We start from the raw sequence: 19,964 nt of genomic DNA, 5'->3' as shown, positions 1-19,964 counted from the left end.
CATGACGAGGTGCACCGGGCGCCGGGACTCTGCGGCCGGTCAGCCCGCGTCCGGCATGTCCGCCCCCGCTCCCGGGCCGCCGGGCCGGTCCTGGTCCGGCCGGGGCTGCGGCAGGACCGGCTGCAGGACGAGCATGCGCTCGACGAGGCGGAGGAACATCGACACGTCGCGTATCAGGTCGTCGGCGTCCCGGCCGGTGGCCGCGCCCTGGATGCCTGCCTCCGCCCGGGCGCGGCGCCGGGCACCGGAGGCGAACAGCGCGCTCCACTCGGACAGTTCGGGTGCGATCTCGGGGAGCACTTCCCACGCGCTTCGGATCTTGGCCCGGGCCCGGGGCGAGGTCTCCGGCCTGCCCCGGGCGGCGAGCACGGCGGCGGCAGTGCGCAGGGCGGCGAGGTGTGCCGTCGCGTAGCGCTCGTTGGGGGTTTCCAGGACGGCGGCCTCGTCGAGGCCGGCGCGGGCCTGGGCGAGCAGGTCGAGGGCGGCGGGCGGGGCCGAGGCCCGGCGCAGCACGGGGTGCACGTCGCTCGCCGGGCCGGTCAGTGAGGGGGCAGGGCCGGTGGCGCGGCGCCGGCGGGCGGCTGCTGCGTGGTAGCTGGCCATGACGAACCTCCTGTCGTCTGTGTGACGGCGCGTCCGATACGGCGTGCCGTATGTGACCCATCGTGAGGTATGGCACTGACAATCCGATCTGACCTGCTGTTTTGCCTCGCTCGCAGGTTCGGAGTAGTTTTTGCACTGACCAGTCAGTTCAAATATTGGGGAGTCTCGTGGGGGAACCGACGGGAGGGGTGCGGATCGCCGCGGAGGGCCTCGGGGTCAAGGGGCCCCGGGGGTGGGCGGTCCGCGGGATCTCACTGGACGCCGAGCCGGGGGCGCTCGTCGCGGTGGAGGGCCCGTCCGGGTCCGGCCGGACGTGTCTGCTGCTCGCGCTGACGGGGCGGATGAAGGTCGCGGAGGGCACGGCCGCGGTGGGCGAGGCCCGGCTGCCGAAGCAGCTGGCGGCGGTGCGCCGGGTCAGCGCCCTGGCACACGTCCCGGGGGTCACGGACCTGGATCCGGCGCTGACCGTCGGCGAGCACCTGCGGGAGCGTGCCCTGCTCCAGCGCCGGTTCGGCGATTCCCTGCGCGGTCTGCTGCGGCCCCCCGGCGAGCGGGCGGCCGAGGCCGGGCGGCGCGTCGACGCGGCGCTGGCCGCCGCCGGTCTCGGCCTGGACGCGCTGCCCAAGGGTCCGCGCACCGCCGTACGGGACCTGGAGCGCCTGGAGGCGCTGCGGCTGTCGGTCGCGCTCGCGCTGATCGGCCGGCCCCGGCTGCTCGGCGTCGACGACACCGACCTCAAGCTCTCGGACGACGAGCGGGACGAGGTGTGGGCCCTGCTCAGATCTCTCGCCGACGCCGGGACGACGGTCCTGGCGGTGTGCAGCGAGGCCCCCGAGGACGCCCTGCGGGTGTCCACCGGCCAGAGCCGGGACGAGGAGCCCGCCGAGCAGGGTCCGCAGGCCGGGGACGAGCAGCCCGCCGAGGAGGGCCCGGTGACCGCCGACCAGCAGCCCGCCGAGGAGGGCCCGCGGACCGGGGACGAGCGGACCTGGGACGAGCGGACCTGGGACGAGCGGACCGCCGGGGATGGTCCGCGGACCGCGGACGAGCAGCCCGCCGTCGTCGAAGACGCAGATGAGGGAGAGGGGAAGGCCGATGCGATCGCCGAGACTGGCCGCGCTTGAGCTCCGCCGGTTCGGGCGGGGGAAGCTGCCGCGCGCCGCACTCGTCGCGCTGCTGGTGCTGCCACTGCTGTACGGCGCGCTGTACCTGTGGTCGTTCTGGGATCCGTACGGCCGGCTGGACCGCATCCCCGTGGCGCTGGTGAACGACGACAAGGGGGCGACCGCCGACGGCAGGAGGATCACGGCGGGCGACGACATCACCGAGGGGCTGCGCGACAGCAAGACCTTCGACTGGCGCGAGGTCGACGCCGCCGAGGCCCGCAGGGGCGTCGAGGACGGCACGTACTACCTGTCGCTCACCATGCCCGCCGACTTCAGTGAGCGGATCGCCTCCAGCTCCGGCGACACCCCGGAGACCGGCGCCCTCCAGGTGCACACCAACGACGCCAACAACTACATCGTCGGGCAGATCTCCCGGACGGTGTTCGGCGAGGTGCGGCGGGCCGCGTCCACGAAGACCTCCCGGTCCTTCCTGGACAGGATCTTCGTGTCGTTCTCCGACATCCACGGCAAGACCGTGGAGGCGGCGGAGGGCGCCGACAAGCTCAAGGGCGGCATCGGCAAGGCGGAGAAGGGCTCCAAGGACCTCGCCGACGGCCTGAAGGACGCCGAGGACGGCAGCGGCAGGCTCGCCACCGCCCTGAAGAAGCTCACCAAGGGCGCCGGCGCCCTCCAGGACGGCTCGCAGGGGGTCGCGGACGGCACGCAGACGCTCGCCGACAAGGTCAACGGCACCGCCGGCAAGGTCCGCCCCTTCCTGAAGGGCAACGAGAAGACCATCGGCGACACGGCCCAGCTCGTCGCCGACTCCTCCGGGGTGATCCGCAAGCACCTGGACGCCCTGGTGAAGCGGGCCCCGACCGCCGCCAAGGGCGCCAGGGCGGCGTCCGTCACGCTGGCCGACGTCCACGCCCGGCGCTGTGAGGACCCCGTCCTGCCCGACGCCGCCTGCGCCGACCTGAAGAAGGCCGAGGAAGCGGCCGCGGACGTGACCCTCATCGCCGACGACCTCAACACGCTGATCGCGGACCAGGACGGCGACCTGGACACGCTGGACAAGAACCTCGCCACCCTGCAGAAGCAGTCCCAGGCGCTGGCCGACCGCGCGCCCCACCTCTCCGAGGACCTGGACGACGCCGTCAAGAAGATCAACAAGCTGAACGACGGGGCCGCCCGGGTCGCCGCGGGCGCGAAGAAGCTGCACTCGGGGCTCGGCAAGGCCAAGACCGGGGCCGTCGACCTGGACGAGGGCGTCGGCGAGCTGAGGACGGGCGCGGACGACCTCAACGGCGGCATCTACAAGCTCGTCGGCGGCTCCGGCAAGCTCGCCGGCGGACTGCACGACGGGGCGGAGCGGATCCCCGACTACGACAAGCAGGACCGCGACCGGCGCACCGAGGTCATGGCCGACCCCGTGCGGCTCGCCTCGCAGGACCTGCACAAAGCGCCCAACTACGGCACCGGGTTCGCCCCGTACTTCATCCCGCTGTCCCTGTGGGTGGGCGCGATGGTGGCGTACATGCTGATCACGCCGATGAACCGGCGCGCGCTCGCCGCCGGTGCCTCCGCGTGGCGGATCGCGCTGGCCGGCTGGCTTCCGGTCGTGGCCATCGGAGTGCTGCAGACGGTGGCCCTGATGTCGGTGCTGCACTGGGCGGTCGGCCTGCAGATGGTGCGGGCGGCCGGGACGGTGGGCTTCCTGTTCCTGGTGACGGCGTGCTTCGCGGCGATCGTGCAGTGGCTGAACGCGCGCTTCGGGGCGGCGGGCCGGATCCTCGTCCTCGCGCTGCTGATGCTGCAGCTGACCTCGGCGGGCGGCACGTACCCGGTGCAGACCAGCCCGGGCTTCTTCAACGCGCTGCACCCGTTCCTGCCGATGAGCTACGTCGTCGAGGCGCTGCGCCGGCTCATCACCGGCGGTGGTCTCGAACCGGTGTGGCACGCGTGCGTGGTGCTGACGGCGTTCACCGCCGGTGCCCTCGCGCTGACCGCCGTGGCGGCCCGCAGGCGCCAGGTGTGGACGCTGGACCGGCTGCACCCGGAGCTGAGCCTGTGAGCCCCACCGGCACATCTTCCGGAAAGGTTCCTGTGACAATCAGGGCCATGGAAAGCAGCAGTGCCGCGTCGGGCGGCAGCACGCGCCGCGAGGCCACCCGGCAGAAGCTCTACGAGGCGGCCGTCACGCTCATCGCCGAGCAGGGGTTCTCCGCCACGACCGTGGACGAGATCGCCGAGCGTGCCGGGGTCGCGAAGGGCACGGTCTACTACAACTTCGCGAGCAAGTCCGTCCTCTTCGAGGAACTGCTGCGGCACGGGGTGGGGCTCCTCACCGCCTCCCTCAGGGAGGCGGCCGAGCGCACCGCCCGGGACGGCGGCGGCAAGGTCGACGCCCTGGACGCGATGATCCGGGCGGGCCTGGTCTTCATCGACCGCTACCCGGCCTTCACCCAGCTCTACGTGGCCGAGCTGTGGCGCACCAACCGGGCCTGGCAGTCGACGCTGATGGTGGTGCGGCAGGAGGCCGTCGCGGTGGTGGAGGGCGTCCTGCGCGAGGGCGTCGACAACGGGGAGTTCAGCGACGAGATCGATGTGCCGCTGACGGCGGCGGCACTGGTCGGCATGGTCCTGGTGGCCGCGCTCGACTGGAAGTCCTTCCAGCCGGAGCGCTCCCTGGACGACGTCCACGCGGCGCTGTCCCGGCTGCTGCAGGGGCGGGTCAGCGGCAGCCGCTGACGGCACGGCGCCCATGTGAAAGCGCCGGTCCGCTGTGGCCGCGTCCCCCGCGGGCCACCTCGGACCGGCGCCTTCCGTGCTCCCCCGTTCTCCTGCTCCCCCGTGCGTCCCCCCGCAGGACCCCCGTTGCGGTCGTCCCCCGGCTCCCCCGGATCCCCCGGTTCTCCCCCGTGTCTCGCTCCCGCCGACACCGTCGGCGGAAGGAGCGGATCGCGGGCCGGCCCCGTTCCGGCGCCCCGTGTCGCCGGTGCCGGAGCCGAGCCCCTCTCCGTGTCTCCACTCTCTCCTTCGCGCAGGTCGTCCCCCATCCGCGCGCGTACTCAACTCCCCCACTAGGTACGCGTACTCAGCCCTGCGCGCTCAGCCCCACACCGCCGCGCCGCCGCCTGGTCACCAGCGCGCCCGCGCCCGTACTCGCCGGGTGGCCGGGCCCGTGCCCGCCGGGGCCCGTCCCGTGCTCGCCGGGTGGCCCGGCAGGACTGTCGGTGGGGGCCGATAAAGTCCCTGGCATGGCACGGATTGCGGTGATCGGCGCCGGGATGGGCGCGCTGGCGGCCGCCGCCCGGCTGGCCGTCGCGGGCCACCGGGTGGCGGTGTACGAGCGGACGGACACCTACGGCGGTGCCCTGCGCCGCTTCGAGCGGGACGGCTTCTCCTTCGACACCGGCCCCGGCGTGCTCCCGCTGCCCGCCGTCTACCGCGACCTGTTCGTCAAGACCGGCAAGGAGCCGCTGGAGGCGTGCGTCGAGCTGGTCCAGGTCGACCCCTCGTCCCGGCACGTGTTCGCGGACGGCACGGCGGTGTCGCTGCCGAACGCCTCGCGCGCGGGTGTCGTCGCCGCCCTGGACGAGGCCCTCGGCGCGGGTGCCGGGAAGCGGTGGGGCGACTTCCTGGTGCGCGCCCGCGAGGCCTGGGACCGCACCCGCCGCCCGCTCCTGGAGGAGCCCCTGTGGCCCGACTGGCAGGTGCTGGCCGAGCGCGAGCCCTATCCGGCGGTGCCGCACAAGCGCCTGCTGCGCACCCGCCGGGCGGGCACGCTGGCCGAGGTCGGGGCCTGGGAGCTGCGCGACCCGCGGCTCACGGCCCTGCTGGAGGGGTACGCCCTCGCACAGGGCCTGGACCCCCGGACCACCCCGGCGAGCGCGGCCGTCCTGCCGTACATGGAGCACGCCTTCGGCACGTGGTACGTGGGCGGCGGGCTGCGCGAGCTGGCCCGGGCCGTGTACGAGCGGTGTGTGGCGCGGCGGGTCGAGTTCCACTTCGGCGCCGACGTCACCGCCGTGCGCGAGAAGGACGGCCGGGTCCGCGGGATCGAGCTGGCCGACGGGACGGCGGCCGAGGCCGACTTCGTGGTGGCCGGGGTCGCGCCCGGCGTCCTGGAGCGCCTGACGGCGGGTCACGGGGTACGGGCCGAGGGCGAAGTGCCGCCGCAGCCGGCCGCGTCCGGCCGGCTGACCGTCCTGCTCGCCCTGCGCGGCGCCCGACCCGAGGGCACGGCCCACCGCACGGTGGTGCACGCCCCGGACCGCGAGGCCGAGTTGGAGGCCCTGTTCGGCGCGGCGGCGCCGGACGCGGAGCCGACCGTGACGGTCCTGCGGCCCGGCGACCCGCGCTCCGCCCCGGAGGGCCACGAGGCGGTCGCGCTCACGACGGTGGTGCCCGCTCGGCTCGACGGGCCCTACGACGCTCTGGCCGAGCGCGTGATCGCCGCCGCCGAGCGCGCCGTGCCCGGGCTGCGCGAGCGGCTGCTGTGGCAGGAGGTGATCACGCCGGCGGGCATCGCGGAGGCGACCGGCGCGGAGGGCGGGGCGGTGCCCGTCCCGGCGCTGGCGGCTGCCGGAGGGCGGCTGCTGCACCCGTCCAACACCACGCGCGTGTCCGGTCTGTACGCCGTGGGCGGCTGGGCGCACCCGGGCGGCGGCCTGCCGCACGCAGGCATGTCGGGCGCCCTGGTCGCGGGACTGATCGTGGAGGGACCGGACTTCCGGGGCTCTCAGTGACCGGCCCGGCCCCCGGGACAGTGACCGGCACGGGCCCTCGGCCAGTGACCGGCAGGGCCCCCGGGACCGGGGGCTTCAGAAACGGTACTGCTCGTCGAAGCCGTTGCCGTGCGGCTGCTGCCCGCCGCCCTGGTAGGGGTAGGCCTGCTCGGGCGGCAGCTCCTGCCCGTACTCGTCGGTGTTGCGCTGCTGCGGCACCCACACCCCGCCGGGCGGGGTCTCGCCGCCGTAGGTCCCGGCGTACTGGTCCTGGCCGTACGCCTGCTGCTGGCCGTAGTACTGCTGGTCGCCGTAGCCGCTGTCGTACGGGGCCCCGCCGTAGGTCGACGAGCCGATGTACGGGTCCGAGTAGGCGGCGTACTGCTGCTGGCCGCCCGCCTCGTAGCCCTGCTGGGCATAGCCCGAGTAGTCGTAGGCGTAGGACTGGTCGCTGTTCTGGGCGGCGTACTGCTCGTGCGGCCCGCCGTCGGGCTGGGGGTAGCCGTTGTCGCCGTAGACGCCGTAGGAGCCGGTGTCCTCGGGCATGGGCTGCGGCTCGTAGACGGCGGTGGTCTCGGCGGCGGTCTGGCCGGGGCGCGCCGGTGTGAAGACGTCGTCGCGGTCGTAGTCGTCGTCGTGGCCGTAGGCGGACTCGCGGCGGCGGTCGCCGGTCTCGTCGCCGTAGCCGCCGTCGGCCGCCTCCAGGCCGGAGACCTCCAGGGTCGGCTCCTGGCGGCCGCGCTCGGCGCGGCCCCGGCGCTTGCTGCCGCCGAGCACCGGGGCGTTGACCGCCCAGCCGGCCGCGAAGCCGCTGCGGAAGGAGAGGGTGACGTAGGTCTGCCCGACCGCGAAGGCGGCCGCGCCCAGTCCGATCACGACGACCGACGGAATCAGGACACCGACCACGACGCCGAGGAAGCCGGCGAAGGCCAGCAGCCGCCAGCGCAGCCGCGCCTTGTACTGCAGCAGCACCTCGCCCAGCAGCCACAGCGCGACGATGCCGAACGCGATGTAGAGGACCGCCCAGCCCATGTACGCCCCTCTCCCAGTGGCCGCTACGCAGTGTGTCGTATACCGGTGCGAACGGTCTAGGCCTGCGATGGGTGGTGCAGGCCCAGGTTCTCGTAGATTTCCAGTGTCGCGGTGGAGTTGTTGAGCGTGATGAAGTGCAAGCCGGGCACGCCCTCGGCGAGCAGCCGCGCACAGAACTCCGTGGCGAATTCGATCCCAATGGAGCGTACAGCGGCCGGATCGTCTTGTGCTGTGAGGATCCGCTCTTTCAGGGCGGCCGGGAACGCGGCGTTGGTGAGCGACCCGATCCGCTCCAGCGACCGCACGCTGGCGATCGGCATGACCTCGGGGATGATCGGGGTGTCGCAGCCGGCCGCCGAGACGCGGTCGCGCAGCCGGAGGTAGTCCTCCGGGTGGAAGAACATCTGCGTGATGGCGTAGTCGGCGCCCGCGCGGCACTTGTCGACGAAGTGGCGGACGTCGGTGTCCCAGTCGGTGGAGCGCGGGTGCATCGCCGGGAAGGCGGCGACGCCCACGCAGAAGTCGCCGGACGCCTTGATCAGTTCGACGAGTTCGGCGGCGTAGGCCAGGCCGCGGGGGTGCGGCACCCACTCGCCCATCGGGTCGCCGGGCGGGTCGCCGCGCAGGGCGAGCATGTTGCGGATCCCGGCGTCGGCGTACTGCCCGATGATGTTGCGCAGGTCGGCCACCGAGTGGTCGACGGCGGTGAGGTGCGCGATCGGCGTGAGGGTGGTGTCGGAGGCGATCGCCTCGGTCGCCTTGACCGTGCCCGCGCGGGTGGAGCCGCCGGCGCCGTAGGTCACGGAGACGAAGTCGGGCGCCACGGCCTCGACCCGCCGCAGCGCGTTCCACAGCATCCGCTCGCCCTTCGGGGTCTTCGGGGCGTAGAACTCGAACGAGTACGTCGTCTTGCCGGTCGCGAGCATGTCGCGGACGGTGCGCGCGTGGTCCGACCTGATGGATGCGGTGCCGAGGGCCATACGGGCAGGTTAGTCAGGGGCGGTCGGTCCCCCAACCAGACGCAGACATTTGCCCCATTTGTCCACTTGTTGTCCACCCCTTGGACATTCCGTCCCGCGGGCGTCACCCGCGGGCCGCCGGCCGGGCTACCGCTCCCGCAGCCGCTTGGCGAACTCGGACGCCGCCGCGCCCGGGTCGTCGGCCTCGGTGATCGCCCGTACGACGACGACGCGCCGGGCGCCCGCCTCCAGGACCTGGTCGAGGGTGGTCAGGTCGATGCCGCCGATGGCGAACCAGGGGCGGTCGGTGCCGAGGGCGGCGGTGTACCGGACGAGGTCCAGGCCGGGGGCGTGGCGGCCGGGCTTGGTGGGGGTGGGCCAGCACGGGCCGGTGCAGAAGTAGTCCACGCCGTCCTGCGCGGCGGCCGCCGCGGCCTCGGACTCGGCGTGGGTGGAGCGGCCGATCAGCACGTCGTCGCCGAGGATCGCGCGGGCCGCGGGGACCGGGAGGTCGCCCTGGCCGAGGTGGAGCACGTCCGAGCCGGCGGCGTGGGCGACGTCCGCCCGGTCGTTGACCGCGAGCAGCTTGCCGTGCCGGGCGCAGGCGTCGGCGAAGACGGCCAGGTGCTCCAGCTCCTCGGCGGCCTCCATGCCCTTGTCGCGCAGCTGCACGATGTCGACGCCGCCCGCCAGCACGGCGTCCAGGAACTCCGGCAGGTCCCCCTGCCGCCTGCGCGCGTCGGTGCACAGGTAGACCCGGGCGTCGGCGAGCTGGGCGCGGGCGGTGGTGGCGGCGGTGCCGGGCATGGATGTCCCCCTGGAGGTCGGTGCCGCGGGTGCGCCCGCGGTACGTCGGTGCCGTACGGGTGCGTCTGCGGTGCGGGGAGGCCCTCGCCCGCCACGACGCCCCGGGCACCCTACGCCTGCCCCTCGGCCGGCGGGAGCGCCCCGGGGGCCACCCGGGCGTTCGGCCCGGGCCAGTGGTCAGGCCGGCCGGAACGGGCGCGGCCGGTCCCCGGGCCGTGACCCCACGGGCCACGGCCCCATACGGGCGGTTGTTCAGGCCCGGCCCCGCTCGCACGGTGCCGGGCGGTTGTCCGATCGCGGCCGGGTCAGACCGCGAGCGCCTGGGCGCGGCGCTTCACCTCCGTGCCGCGGTTCTCACGGAGTGCCTGCGCCGGGGTGCCGGGCAGGGACGGGTCGGGGGTGAAGAGCCACTCCAGCATCTCTTCGACCGTGAAGCCGTCGTCCCGCAGGAGCGTCAGGGTCCCGGACAGGCCCTTGACGACCTTGTCCCCGTCGATGAAGTCCGCGGGGACGTGCAGCGCGCGGTTCTCACCGCGGCGTACGGCGATGAGCTGGCCCTCCTTGACCAGCTGCCGCACGCGCGTCACCTCGACGCCGAACTGCTCGGCGATGTCGGGGAGGGTGAGCCAGGCAGGGACGAGAGCATCGATCTTTGCGTCAATCTCGGTCACGGAAACCAGCCTGCCATCCGCCACTGACAGTCGGAAGCCGGCCCGGTCCACCCGGGCGCACGCACCGGGCCCGGGCACCCGCCCGCACGACGCCTCGCGGCCCCCGCACCGGGCCGCCGCGGGCCCTACGCCACCGCCGCCTTCATCGGACGCGCCGGGTCCGCCAGCAGCACCGGGTTCATCACCGTGCCCGACTCGATCAGCCGGCGGCCCTGCGCCAGGTCCCGGGGCCGGCCCACCGCCAGCAGCGCGACCAGCCGCTCGCCGCGCAGCCAGCACACCGTCCAGGCCGGACCGGACGGGTCGCCGCGCCACAGGGTCGTGTCGGCGGCCGCGTGGTGCCCGGCGTACTGCACGAACCGGCCGAACTGCTCGGACCAGAAGTACGGGACCGGGTCGTAGACCGCCGGTGTCTCGCCCGTGGCCCGGCCGACGATGTTCGCGGCGACCGTGCGCGGCCCCTGCAGGGCGTTGTCCCAGTGGTGCACCAGCAGGCGCTCGCCGTAGCGCCCCGAGGGGAAGGAGGCGCAGTCGCCGACCGCGTACACGTCCGGCACGGACGTGCGCAGGTGCTCGTCGGCCACGACCTCGCCGTGGGCGCCGAGCTCGATCCCGGAGCCGGCGAGCCAGTCCGTCGCCGGGCGGGCGCCGATGCCGACCACGACCGCGCCCGCGGGCAGCCGCGAACCGTCGTCGAGCAGGACCGCGCCGGGCTCGACGCGCTCCACGCGCGCGTGGGTGCGCAGCACCGCCCCCGCGTCGCCGTACCAGCCGGCCATCGGGGCGGCGACCTCGGCGGGCAGTGCCCCGGCGAGCGGCCGCTCGGCGGCCTCCACGACGGTGACCGCGCAGCCGGCCTCGCGCGCGGCGGTGGCGAACTCCGCGCCGATCCAGCCCGCGCCGACGACCACGATGTCGTGCTGCCGGGCGAGGACCGGGCGCAGCCGCTCGGCGTCGTCCAGGGTGCGCAGCAGATGCACGCCGGGCACGCCCTCGGCGCCGGGCAGCCGGACGGGTTCGGCGCCGGTGGCCACGACCAGGACGTCGTAGGGCACGGGCCCGTCCTCGGTGTCCAGGGCGTGATCGCCGGGGCGCACGCCCAGTACCTCGCAGCCGAGCCGCAGTTCGATGCCGAGGGCCTCGAAGTCGACGTCGAAGGCGGAGCCCTCGGACTTGCCGAGCAGGACGGCCTTGGACAACGGCGGCCGGTCGTAGGGCTGGTGGGGCTCGGCGCCGATCAGCAGCACCGTGCCGGCGAAGCCCCGCTCGCGCAGCGCGACCGCGGTCTGCACCCCGGCCATGCCCGCGCCCGCCACGACCACGCGCCGCGGCGCGGACGACCCTGAGTCCTGCGTCTGCTCGCTCACCTGATCACCATAGTCAACTGACGTTTCGTCAGTCAGTGCCCATGCGCCGTGACCTGCTCCACAGCGCCCGTCCCCGCCGCCCGGGTCCGTCCCTGCGGGTACCCGCAAACGGCCCGTGTACGACGTCACCGTGGCCGGTTCCGTACGGAGGCTCTCTTACTGCGCCCGGCGGCGTCCCGCTAGGGTGGCCCACGCAGAGACTCGCGGGAGCCCGGACGCACCGGGCTGAGAGGGAGGCTGGCGGCCTCCGACCGTACGAACCTGATCCGGGTCATGCCGGCGAAGGGAGGGGCTGGACGCCCATGTCGCGTACGCGAACCTCAGACGTCCTCGTCATCGGGGGCGGGATTATCGGGCTGGTCACGGCCTGGCGGGCCGCGCAGCGCGGACTCGCCACGGCGGTGGCGGACCCCGAGCCCGGCGGCGGAGCCGCGCAGGTGGCGGCGGGGATGCTGGCCGCCGTCACGGAACTGCACTACGGCGAGCAGACCCTGCTCGGCCTGAACCTCGCCTCCGCCCGGCGCTACCCGGACTTCGCGGCCGAGCTCACCGAGGCCACCGGCCACGACCTCGGCTACCGCCGCTGCGGCACCCTCGCCGTGGCCCTGGACGCCGACGACCGGGCCCACCTGCGCGAGCTGCACGCCCTGCAGCAGCAGTCGGGGCTGGACTCCCAGTGGCTGTCGGGGCGCGAGTGCCGGCGCCTGGAGCCGATGCTCGCGCCCGGCGTGCGCGGGGGCCTGCGGGTGGACGGGGATCACCAGATCGACCCCCGGCGGCTGGCCGGGGCCCTGGTCGCCGCGTGCGAGCGGGCCGGCGTGGTCTTCCACCGGGTGTGGGCCGAGCGGCTCGCCGTCGCCGGGGACCGGGCCACCGGTGCCGTCACGGCCGACGGCACCGCGCTGGCCGCCGGGCAGGTCGTCCTGGCCGCGGGCAGCCTGAGCGGCCGTCTGGCGGGGGTGCCGCGGGACGTGCTGCCTCCCGTGCGGCCCGTGAAGGGGCAGGTCCTGCGGCTGACCATGCCGGGGCGGCACGGGCCGTTCCTGAGCCGGACCGTGCGCGCGGTGGTGCGCGGCAGCCACGTCTACCTGGTGCCGCGCGAGAACGGGGAGCTGGTCGTCGGGGCGACCAGCGAGGAGCTCGGCTGGGACACCACCGTGACCGCGGGCGGCGTGTACGAGCTGCTGCGCGATGCGCACGAGCTGGTCCCCGGCATCACCGAGCTGCCGCTCACCGAGACCCGCGCCGGACTGCGCCCCGGCTCCCCCGACAACGCGCCCCTGCTCGGCCCGACCGGCCTGGAGGGCCTGCTGCTGGCCACCGGGCACCACCGCAACGGCGTCCTGCTCACGCCGGTGACCGGCGACGCCCTGGCGCACGCCCTGACCACGGGTGAACTCCCCGAGGAGGCCCGTCCCTTCACCCCCAGGCGCTTCAGCACCGCCACCGCACTCACGGAGCAGCCCGCATGAACATCTCCGTCAACGGCGAGCCCCGGGACGTCCGGCCCGGCACGGCTCTCGACACCGTCGTGAAGTCCCTCACCGCGTCGCCCTCGGGAGTGGCCGCCGCCCTCAACGAAACCGTCGTCCCGCGCGCGCAGTGGCCCTCCACGCCCCTCTCCGAGGGAGACCGCGTGGAAGTCCTCACCGCCGTCCAAGGAGGCTGACCATGGCCGACGATCCGTTCGTCCTCGGGGACCTGTCCCTCACCTCCCGCCTGATCATGGGCACGGGCGGGGCGCCCAGTCTCGACGTGCTGGAGCGTTCGCTGGTGGCGTCCGGTACGGAGCTGACGACGGTCGCGATGCGCCGCGTGAACCCCTCGGTGCACGGCTCGGTGCTGTCCGTCCTCGACCGGCTCGGCATCCGGGTGCTGCCCAACACCGCGGGCTGCTTCACCGCCGGTGAGGCCGTCCTCACCGCCCGGCTCGCACGCGAGGCCCTCGGCACCGACCTGATCAAGCTGGAGGTCATCGCCGACGAGCGCACGCTGCTGCCCGACCCGATCGAGCTGCTGGAGGCGGCCGAGACGCTGGTCGACGACGGGTTCACGGTGCTGCCGTACACCAACGACGACCCCGTGCTGGCGCGCCGGCTGGAGGACGTGGGCTGCGCGGCGGTCATGCCGCTGGGCTCGCCCATCGGCTCCGGGCTCGGCATCCGCAACCCGCACAACTTCCAGCTGATCGTCGAGCACGCGCGCGTGCCGGTGATCCTGGACGCGGGGGCCGGGACGGCCTCGGACGCGGCGCTGGCGATGGAGCTGGGCTGCGCGGGTGTGATGCTCGCCTCGGCGGTGACCCGGGCGCAGGAGCCGGTGCTGATGGCCGACGCCATGCGGCATGCCGTGGAGGCGGGGCGGCTGGCGCACCGGGCGGGCCGGATCCCGCGGCGGCATTTCGCGCGGGCGTCGTCGCCCGGCGAGGGTCTGGCCGCGCTGGATCCGGAGCGTCCGGCCTTCCAGTAGGAGGGACGTCACAGGACGGCTGCAGTCCCGCCCCGAATCCGCCGGGGGGACGGGGCTGTCGGTCCCGGCTCGTAGACTCCCCTGCGTGGACACGACCCTTCAGGACCCCTTGGTCGGGCAGGTGCTCGACGGCCGGTACCGCGTCGACGCGCGGATCGCGGTCGGCGGGATGGCCACGGTCTACCGGGCCGTGGACACCCGCCTCGACCGGGTCCTCGCGCTCAAGGTGATGCACCCCTCCCTCGCCGTGGACGCCTCGTTCGTCGAGCGGTTCATCCGCGAGGCGAAGTCGGTCGCCCGGCTGGCCCACCCGAACGTGGTGCAGGTCTTCGACCAGGGCACCGACGGCTCGTACGTCTACCTGGCCATGGAGTACGTCGCGGGCTGCACGCTGCGTGACGTGCTGCGCGAGCGCGGGGCGCTGCAGCCGCGGGCCGCCCTGGACATCCTGGAGCCGGTGCTGGCCGCCCTGGGCGCCGCCCACCGCGCCGGGTTCGTGCACCGCGACATGAAGCCCGAGAACGTCCTGATCGGGGACGACGGCCGGGTCAAGGTCGCCGACTTCGGCCTGGTCCGCGCGGTGGACACGGTCACCAACACCACCGGCACGGTCCTGGGCACGGTCTCGTACCTGGCCCCCGAGCAGATAGAGAACGGCACGGCGGACCCCCGCGTCGACGTCTACGCGTGCGGCGTGATGCTCTACGAGATGCTGACCGGCGACAAGCCGCACGACGGGGACTCCCCCGCCGTGATCCTCTACAAGCACCTGCACGAGGACGTCCCGCCGCCCTCGGCCGCCGTCCCCGGCCTGGCCTACGAGCTGGACGAGATGGTGGCCGCGGCGACCGCCCGCACGCCGGAGATCCGCCCCTACGACGCCGTGGCCCTGCTCGCACAGGTCCGCGACGGGCGCGGCCGGCTGAGCGAGGAGCAGCTGGACGCGGTGCCGCCGCAGGCGCTCGCGGCCGGACACGACAACGCCGACGACCGCACGAGCGTGATCCCGCGCGCCCTGACCACACCACGCCCGCTGCCGGTGAACGAGGACGAGGCGCCCGAGGCGGAGCTTCACCGCACGAGCCGTCTCGCCTCCCCGCCGCCTGGGCCCCGGCGCCGCCCGGGACCCCGGCGCGGCCCGATGACGATCGTGGTCGCCGTCCTGCTGGCGCTCGGCCTCGGCACGGGCATCTGGTACATCAACTCGGGCCAGTTCACCGAGGTCCCCCCGCTGCTGGACAAGACCCAGGCGCAGGCCGAGGACCGGCTGGCCGACGCCGGCCTGGAGCTCGGCAAGGTCGAGCACGCCTACAGCGACACCGTCGAGCGCGGCCGGATCATCAGCAGCGACCCGGAGGCCGGGACGCGCATCCGGGGCAACGACGCGGTGGGCGTCACCGTCTCGGACGGCCCCGAGACCGTGCGGGTGCCCGCCCTGGCCGGCCGGAAGCTGGCCGAGGCGCGGTCCCTGCTGAAGCAGGACGGGCTGGAGCCGGGCATGGTCACGCGGGAGTTCAGCGAGGACGTGCCGCGCGGCTCGGTGGTCGCGGCGCGGCCGGCGGACGGCACGAAGGTGCGGGCGGGCACGGCCGTCGCGCTCGTCGTCAGCAAGGGCAGCCCGATCGACGTCCCCGACGTCACCGGTGAGGACGAGGCCGACGCCCGGGCCGAGCTGGAGGAAGCCGGCCTGAAGGTGCGGATCGCCGCCGAGCGGGTCAACTCCTCGGAGTTCGACAAGGGCCAGGTCGTCAAGCAGAGCCCCGACCCCGGAGGCCGGGCCGCCGAGGGCGACACGGTCACGCTGACGCTGTCCAAGGGCCCCGAGATGATCGAGGTGCCGGACGTGGTCGGCGACAGCGTCGACGAGGCCCGGCAGGCGCTGGAGGGCGCCGGGTTCGAGGTCGACGAGGACCGCGGTCTGCTCGGTCTGTTCGGCGACACCGTCAAGGGCCAGTCGGTCGAGGGCGGCGAGACGGCGCCCAAGGGCTCGACGATCACGATCGAGATCAGGTGACGGCCGGGCGCGCGGCCCGTGGACGGGGCACGGCCGGGGGCATGACACCCTGAACGGGTGAACCATCAGCTGTCCGGCCGCACCCGCAACCCCGTGGGCGGCCACGTCCCCGTGGCCGGCGGCCTCCACCGCATCGGCCTGTCCTACGCCCGTGACCTGCGGGCGGAGACCGTCCAGGTCTTCGTCGCCAACCCGCGCGGCTGGGCCACACCGGCCGGCAATCCGCAGCAGGACGAGGCGTTCCGCGCGGCGTGCGAGGCCGAGTCGGTCCCCGCGTACGTGCACGCCCCCTATCTGATCAATTTCGGCTCGCACACCGAGGCGACCGTGGAGCGGTCGGTGGAGTCGCTGCGGCACTCGCTGCGGCGGGGGCGGGAGATCGGGGCGCGGGGTGTGGTGGTGCACACGGGCAGCGCGACCGGGGGCCGGGACCGGTCCGTGGCGCTGAAGCAGGTGCGGGAGCATCTGCTGCCGCTGCTCGACGAGCTGACCCACGACGACGACCCGTATCTGCTGCTGGAGTCGACGGCCGGCCAGGGTGCCTCCCTGTGCTCACGGACGTGGGACTTCGGCCCGTACTTCGAGGCGCTGGACGCCCATCCGATGCTGGGCGTGTGCCTGGACACCTGCCACATCTTCGCGGCGGGGCACGACCTGACCGGCCCGAGCGGTATGCACCGGACGCTGGATCTGCTGGTGGACACGGTCGGTGAGGGCCGGCTGAAGCTGATCCACGCCAACGACTCCAAGGACGTGGTGGGCGCCCACAAGGACCGGCACGAGAACATCGGCGCCGGCCACATCGGCGAGGACCCGTTCCGGGCCCTGATGACGCACCCCGCGACCGAGGGCGTGCCGCTGATCATCGAGACGCCGGGCGGCAAGGAGGGGCACGCCGCGGACGTCGAGCGGCTGAAGAAGCTGCGCGACGCCTGACGCCCTCAGAGGTCGGGGCCGTCGCCCGGTTCCTCCTGGTAGGAGTAGCGCTGCTCGCGCCACGGGTCGCCGATGTTGTGGTAGCCGCGCTCCTCCCAGAAACCGCGCCGGTCGGCGGTCATGTACTCCACCCCGCGCACCCACTTGGGGCCCTTCCAGGCGTACAGGTGGGGCACGACCAGGCGGAGCGGGAAGCCGTGCTCGGCGGTGAGGAGTTCACCGTCCTTGTGCGTGGCGAACAGCACCCGCTCGTCGGCGAAGTCGGACAGCCGCAGGTTGGAGCTGAAGCCGTACTCGGCCCACACCATCACATGGGTGACGTCGTCCGCCGGCGGGGCGAGGTCGAGGATCGTGCGGGCGGGGATGCCGCCCCACTCGGCGCCCAGCATGCTGAACTTCGTGACGCAGTGCAGATCGGCCACGACGCTGGTGTGGGGCAGGGCCGTGAACTCCTCGTGGGTCCAGCAGTGCTTGGCGCCGTCGGCGGTGGCGCCGAAGACCCGGAACTCCCAGCGCTCGGGCCGGAACTTGGGGACGGGCCCGTAGTGCGTGACCGGCCAGCCGCGCTGCAGCCGCTGCCCCGGGGGCAGGCCCGGCTGCGTCTCTCCTGCCGCATCGCGCCCTTCTCCCGATGCGTGTCCCAGCGGCTGACCCATGACTCCATCCTGACAGACCTCGGCCGATGCCCCTGACCGGGGCCACCGCAAACCGGGCCATTTCCACTAAGCATGCCCTTACTTACTAAGTGAAGACTTACTGGACGATCTTCGCCGCCGGTGGAATCATGCGGCGCAACCTGCCAGTTCCCCCGCGTTGGAAGGAGCCTCTGCGATGCAGGGCGACCCCGAGGTCCTCGAATTCCTGAACGAGCAGTTGACCGGCGAGCTGACGGCGATCAACCAGTACTGGCTGCACTACCGGATCCAGGACAACAAAGGCTGGACCAAGCTCGCCAAGTACACGCGTGAAGAATCCATCGACGAGATGAAGCACGCGGACAAGATCACCGAGCGCATCCTCATGCTGGACGGGCTGCCCAACTACCAGCGGCTCTTCCATGTCCGGGTCGGCCAGACGGTCACCGAGATGTTCCAGGCCGACCGGCAGATCGAGGTCGAGGCCATCGACCGCCTCAAGCGTGGCGTCGAGGTGATGCGCAGCAAGGGCGACATCACGTCCGCGAACCTCTTCGAGGAGATCCTCGCCGACGAGGAGCACCACATCGACTACCTGGACACACAGCTGGAGCTGATCGACAAGCTCGGCGAGGCGCTGTACATCGCGCAGCAGATCGAGCAGCCGAGCTAGGCGGGGCCCGGCGTCAGGCGGCGTCTTCCAGATCGGCGAGCACCGGCTCGCCCCGGTCGGCCAGCTCCCGGCGAGGGCAGTTACCCCTGCCGAGGATCGCCTGGATCCGGCGCACACACGACCCGCAGTCCGTGCCCGCCTTGCAGGCGGAGGCTATCTGGCGGGGGGTGCAGGCGCCGCTGTCCGCGTGCTGCTTGACCTGCTGCTCGGTGATCCCGAAGCAACTGCAGACGTACACGCGGTTCACCTCCCGACGGGGTCGTTCTCTGATGCCGTCCCGTTGATCGGTGAGGCTAACCTAACCTTACCCGTCGGCTCGGAGGCGCAAAAGTCGAGAGGGGCGCGGATCCGGTGTGATCCGCGCCCCAGTCGATGCCCGGTAAGAGGCGGACCCGTTACTGGTCCCTGTACATCTCGGCGACGAGGAAGGCCAGGTCGAGCGACTGGCTGCGGTTGAGCCGCGGGTCGCAGGCGGTCTCGTAGCGCTGGTGCAGATCGTCGACGAAGATCTCGTCGCCGCCGCCCACGCACTCGGTGACGTCGTCGCCGGTGAGCTCCACGTGGATGCCGCCCGGGTGGGTGCCGAGCGCCTTGTGGACCTCGAAGAAGCCCTTGACCTCGTCGAGCACGTCGTCGAAGCGGCGGGTCTTGTGCCCGGAGGCCGCCTCGAAGGTGTTGCCGTGCATCGGGTCGGTCACCCAGGCCACGGTCGCGCCGGAGGCGGTGACCTTCTCGACCAGCTCGGGGAGCTTGTCGCGGACCTTGTCGGCGCCCATGCGGACGATGAACGTCAGCCGGCCGGGCTCGCGCTCCGGGTCGAGGCGCTCGATGTACTGCATCGCGTCCTCGGCCGTGGTCGTCGGACCCAGCTTGATGCCGATCGGGTTGCGGATCTGCGAGGCGAACTCGACGTGCGCGTGGTCCAGCTGCCGGGTGCGCTCGCCGATCCACACCATGTGCGCGGAGACGTCGTAGAGCCGGCCGGTGCGCGAGTCGACACGGGTGAGCGCCGTCTCGTAGTCGAGCAGCAGCGCCTCGTGCGAGGAGAAGAACTCGACGGTCTTGAACTCCTCCGGGTCGGCCCCGCAGGCGTGCATGAAGTTCAGCGCGTTGTCGATCTCGCGGGCCAGCTGCTCGTAGCGCTGCCCCGAGGGGGACGACTTCACGAAGTCCTGGTTCCAGGCGTGGACCTGGCGCAGGTCGGCGTAGCCGCCGGTGGTGAAGGCGCGCACCAGGTTCAGCGTGGAGGCGGAGGCGTGGTACATCCGCTTCAGCCGCTCGGGGTCCGGGACGCGGGCCTCTTCGGTGAAGTCGAAGCCGTTGACGGAGTCGCCGCGGTAGGTCGGCAGGGTCACGCCGTCGCGGGTCTCGGTCGGCTTGGAGCGCGGCTTGGAGTACTGGCCGGCGATCCGGCCGACCTTCACGACCGGCACGGACGCGGCGTACGTGAGCACGGCGCCCATCTGGAGCAGGGTCTTCAGCTTGTTGCGGATGTGGTCCGCGGACACCGCGTCGAAGGCCTCGGCGCAGTCGCCGCCCTGGAGGAGGAACGCCTCTCCCTTGGCGACGGCCGCCATCCGGGCGCGCAGCTGGTCGCACTCGCCCGCGAAGACGAGCGGCGGATACGACTCGAGGTCCGCGATCACTGCGCGCAGAGCCTCGGTGTCGGGGTACTCGGGCTGCTGCGCCGCGGGCAGGTCTCGCCAGGTGTTGCCAGCACTCGCGCTGGTCTTAGCGTTCACGGTCACGGCCTCAACACTACGGGGTCGGGTCGGGGGTCCAGACCCATGCCCATCCATTGAGACACCGTGTACACCCCTCGGACATGGGGTAGGGTGCCCGGCATGTTCGCGCATTCGACCCAGACCTGGTGGTGGACCGCTCATCCGGCGGCCCGCTGACTGCGCGTACTCACGACTTCGCGAAGGCCGCCCGAGGGGCGGCCTTCGGCGTTTCCGGGGT

At 73.3% G+C, this 19,964-nt stretch carries 20 protein-coding genes and 1 riboswitch; of the genes, 11 read left to right on the top strand and 9 right to left on the bottom strand.

Translation table 11 applies throughout. From position 1 onward, the window contains the following. Positions 1-39: 39 nt before the first annotated feature. Positions 40-603, bottom strand: a complete 564-nt coding sequence (locus CHR28_RS06410) for an SAV_6107 family HEPN domain-containing protein (protein ID WP_094052495.1) — start codon at positions 601-603, stop codon at positions 40-42. A gap of 167 nt (positions 604-770) precedes the next feature. Here CHR28_RS06410 and CHR28_RS06405 point away from each other — a divergent pair, with 167 nt between their 5' ends. From CHR28_RS06405 to CHR28_RS06390, 4 genes are all read left to right on the top strand, one after another. Beyond that, on the top strand, positions 771-1,727 hold the full coding sequence (locus CHR28_RS06405) for an ATP-binding cassette domain-containing protein (RefSeq protein ID WP_373453327.1): 957 nt from the start codon (positions 771-773) through the stop codon (positions 1,725-1,727). Beyond that, the gene (locus CHR28_RS06400; protein WP_094052494.1) at positions 1,699-3,783 is read left to right on the top strand and encodes a YhgE/Pip family protein; all 2,085 of its coding nucleotides are present in this window, start codon (positions 1,699-1,701) and stop codon (positions 3,781-3,783) included. Before CHR28_RS06405 ends, CHR28_RS06400 begins: the two co-directional genes overlap by 29 nt. Positions 3,784-3,830: 47 nt before the next feature. Beyond that, positions 3,831-4,460, top strand: a complete 630-nt coding sequence (locus CHR28_RS06395; RefSeq protein WP_094052493.1) for a TetR/AcrR family transcriptional regulator — start codon at positions 3,831-3,833, stop codon at positions 4,458-4,460. A gap of 509 nt (positions 4,461-4,969) precedes the next feature. Beyond that, positions 4,970-6,460: a phytoene desaturase family protein gene (locus CHR28_RS06390; RefSeq protein ID WP_094052492.1), complete on the top strand. Its 1,491-nt coding sequence runs from the start codon at positions 4,970-4,972 to the stop codon at positions 6,458-6,460. Positions 6,461-6,535: 75 nt separating this feature from the next. Here CHR28_RS06390 and CHR28_RS06385 read toward each other — a convergent pair whose 3' ends face one another. The 5 genes from CHR28_RS06385 to CHR28_RS06365 all read right to left on the bottom strand — a co-directional run bounded on the left by CHR28_RS06385 (position 6,536) and on the right by CHR28_RS06365 (position 11,275). Beyond that, complete coding sequence (locus CHR28_RS06385; protein ID WP_094052491.1) at positions 6,536-7,471, bottom strand: SCO2102 family sporulation regulator; 936 nt, start codon at positions 7,469-7,471, stop codon at positions 6,536-6,538. A gap of 56 nt (positions 7,472-7,527) precedes the next feature. Beyond that, complete coding sequence (metF, locus tag CHR28_RS06380; protein WP_094052490.1) at positions 7,528-8,451, bottom strand: methylenetetrahydrofolate reductase [NAD(P)H]; 924 nt, start codon at positions 8,449-8,451, stop codon at positions 7,528-7,530. 126 nt (positions 8,452-8,577) lie between these two features. After that, positions 8,578-9,237 (bottom strand): thiamine phosphate synthase, encoded by a 660-nt coding sequence (gene thiE, locus CHR28_RS06375; protein ID WP_094052489.1) that lies wholly within the window; start codon positions 9,235-9,237, stop codon positions 8,578-8,580. A 305-nt stretch (positions 9,238-9,542) separates the two neighbouring features. Further along, on the bottom strand, positions 9,543-9,908 hold the full coding sequence (locus tag CHR28_RS06370; protein WP_094052488.1) for an Rv2175c family DNA-binding protein: 366 nt from the start codon (positions 9,906-9,908) through the stop codon (positions 9,543-9,545). Between the two features lie 125 nt (positions 9,909-10,033). Beyond that, positions 10,034-11,275, bottom strand: a complete 1,242-nt coding sequence (locus CHR28_RS06365) for an NAD(P)/FAD-dependent oxidoreductase (protein ID WP_179272328.1) — start codon at positions 11,273-11,275, stop codon at positions 10,034-10,036. 193 nt (positions 11,276-11,468) lie between these two features. Then, a riboswitch (TPP riboswitch) is annotated at positions 11,469-11,580 on the top strand. Here CHR28_RS06365 and thiO point away from each other — a divergent pair. The 5 genes from thiO to CHR28_RS06340 all read left to right on the top strand — a co-directional run bounded on the left by thiO (position 11,578) and on the right by CHR28_RS06340 (position 16,694). After that, positions 11,578-12,747, top strand: coding sequence for a glycine oxidase ThiO (gene thiO / locus CHR28_RS06360; protein WP_094052486.1), 1,170 nt, complete (start codon positions 11,578-11,580; stop codon positions 12,745-12,747). (Overlaps the previous riboswitch by 3 nt.) After that, entirely contained in the window at positions 12,744-12,944 is a 201-nt protein-coding gene (gene thiS / locus CHR28_RS06355) for a sulfur carrier protein ThiS (protein WP_094052485.1), read from the top strand. The genes thiO and thiS overlap by 4 nt, the downstream gene beginning before the upstream one ends. A 2-nt stretch (positions 12,945-12,946) precedes the next feature. After that, the gene (locus CHR28_RS06350; RefSeq protein WP_094052484.1) at positions 12,947-13,744 is read left to right on the top strand and encodes a thiazole synthase; all 798 of its coding nucleotides are present in this window, start codon (positions 12,947-12,949) and stop codon (positions 13,742-13,744) included. Positions 13,745-13,829: 85 nt separating this feature from the next. Continuing rightward, positions 13,830-15,758, top strand: a complete 1,929-nt coding sequence (gene pknB, locus CHR28_RS06345; RefSeq protein WP_179272327.1) for a Stk1 family PASTA domain-containing Ser/Thr kinase — start codon at positions 13,830-13,832, stop codon at positions 15,756-15,758. A 57-nt stretch (positions 15,759-15,815) separates the two neighbouring features. After that, the gene (locus CHR28_RS06340; protein ID WP_094052483.1) at positions 15,816-16,694 is read left to right on the top strand and encodes a deoxyribonuclease IV; all 879 of its coding nucleotides are present in this window, start codon (positions 15,816-15,818) and stop codon (positions 16,692-16,694) included. A 5-nt stretch (positions 16,695-16,699) separates the two neighbouring features. Here CHR28_RS06340 and CHR28_RS06335 read toward each other — a convergent pair whose 3' ends face one another. After that, positions 16,700-17,350 carry a sulfite oxidase-like oxidoreductase gene (locus CHR28_RS06335; protein ID WP_094052482.1) on the bottom strand — a complete coding sequence of 217 codons (651 nt, stop codon included), beginning with the start codon at positions 17,348-17,350 and terminating at the stop codon, positions 16,700-16,702. A gap of 175 nt (positions 17,351-17,525) precedes the next feature. Here CHR28_RS06335 and bfr point away from each other — a divergent pair, with 175 nt between their 5' ends. Beyond that, positions 17,526-18,002, top strand: a complete 477-nt coding sequence (bfr, locus tag CHR28_RS06330) for a bacterioferritin (protein ID WP_094052481.1) — start codon at positions 17,526-17,528, stop codon at positions 18,000-18,002. Positions 18,003-18,015: 13 nt separating this feature from the next. Here the strand turns inward: bfr and CHR28_RS06325 are convergent, their stop codons facing one another. Then, complete coding sequence (locus tag CHR28_RS06325; protein ID WP_094052480.1) at positions 18,016-18,249, bottom strand: (2Fe-2S)-binding protein; 234 nt, start codon at positions 18,247-18,249, stop codon at positions 18,016-18,018. Positions 18,250-18,397: 148 nt separating this feature from the next. Further along, positions 18,398-19,750 (bottom strand): class II 3-deoxy-7-phosphoheptulonate synthase, encoded by a 1,353-nt coding sequence (locus CHR28_RS06320; RefSeq protein WP_094052479.1) that lies wholly within the window; start codon positions 19,748-19,750, stop codon positions 18,398-18,400. A 96-nt stretch (positions 19,751-19,846) separates the two neighbouring features. Here CHR28_RS06320 and CHR28_RS38910 point away from each other — a divergent pair, with 96 nt between their 5' ends. Further along, on the top strand, positions 19,847-19,903 hold the full coding sequence (locus tag CHR28_RS38910) for a trp operon leader peptide (protein WP_078625594.1): 57 nt from the start codon (positions 19,847-19,849) through the stop codon (positions 19,901-19,903). The last annotated feature ends 61 nt before the right edge of the window (positions 19,904-19,964 follow it).

The sequence above is a fragment of the Streptomyces sp. XY006 genome, from assembly GCF_002237655.1.
In the GTDB taxonomy this organism is placed as follows: Bacteria; Actinomycetota; Actinomycetes; order Streptomycetales; family Streptomycetaceae; genus Streptomyces; species Streptomyces levis.
This window is presented reverse-complemented; position numbering and strand designations above follow the sequence as displayed.

Bases quoted from the DNA above. Each gene is read 5' to 3' on its own strand.
- CHR28_RS06410 (WP_094052495.1), bottom strand. From the start codon at position 603: ATGGCCAGCTACCACGCAGCAGCCGCCCGCCGGCGCCGCGCCACCGGC.
- CHR28_RS06385 (WP_094052491.1), bottom strand. From the start codon at position 7,471: ATGGGCTGGGCGGTCCTCTACATCGCGTTCGGCATCGTCGCGCTGTGG.
- CHR28_RS06395 (WP_094052493.1), top strand. From the start codon at position 3,831: ATGGAAAGCAGCAGTGCCGCGTCGGGCGGCAGCACGCGCCGCGAGGCC.
- CHR28_RS06350 (WP_094052484.1), top strand. From the start codon at position 12,947: ATGGCCGACGATCCGTTCGTCCTCGGGGACCTGTCCCTCACCTCCCGC.
- CHR28_RS06335 (WP_094052482.1), bottom strand. From the start codon at position 17,350: ATGGGTCAGCCGCTGGGACACGCATCGGGAGAAGGGCGCGATGCGGCA.
- thiO (WP_094052486.1), top strand. From the start codon at position 11,578: ATGTCGCGTACGCGAACCTCAGACGTCCTCGTCATCGGGGGCGGGATT.
- thiS (WP_094052485.1), top strand. From the start codon at position 12,744: ATGAACATCTCCGTCAACGGCGAGCCCCGGGACGTCCGGCCCGGCACG.
- bfr (WP_094052481.1), top strand. From the start codon at position 17,526: ATGCAGGGCGACCCCGAGGTCCTCGAATTCCTGAACGAGCAGTTGACC.
- metF (WP_094052490.1), bottom strand. From the start codon at position 8,451: ATGGCCCTCGGCACCGCATCCATCAGGTCGGACCACGCGCGCACCGTC.
- CHR28_RS06390 (WP_094052492.1), top strand. From the start codon at position 4,970: ATGGCACGGATTGCGGTGATCGGCGCCGGGATGGGCGCGCTGGCGGCC.
- thiE (WP_094052489.1), bottom strand. From the start codon at position 9,237: ATGCCCGGCACCGCCGCCACCACCGCCCGCGCCCAGCTCGCCGACGCC.
- CHR28_RS06400 (WP_094052494.1), top strand. From the start codon at position 1,699: ATGCGATCGCCGAGACTGGCCGCGCTTGAGCTCCGCCGGTTCGGGCGG.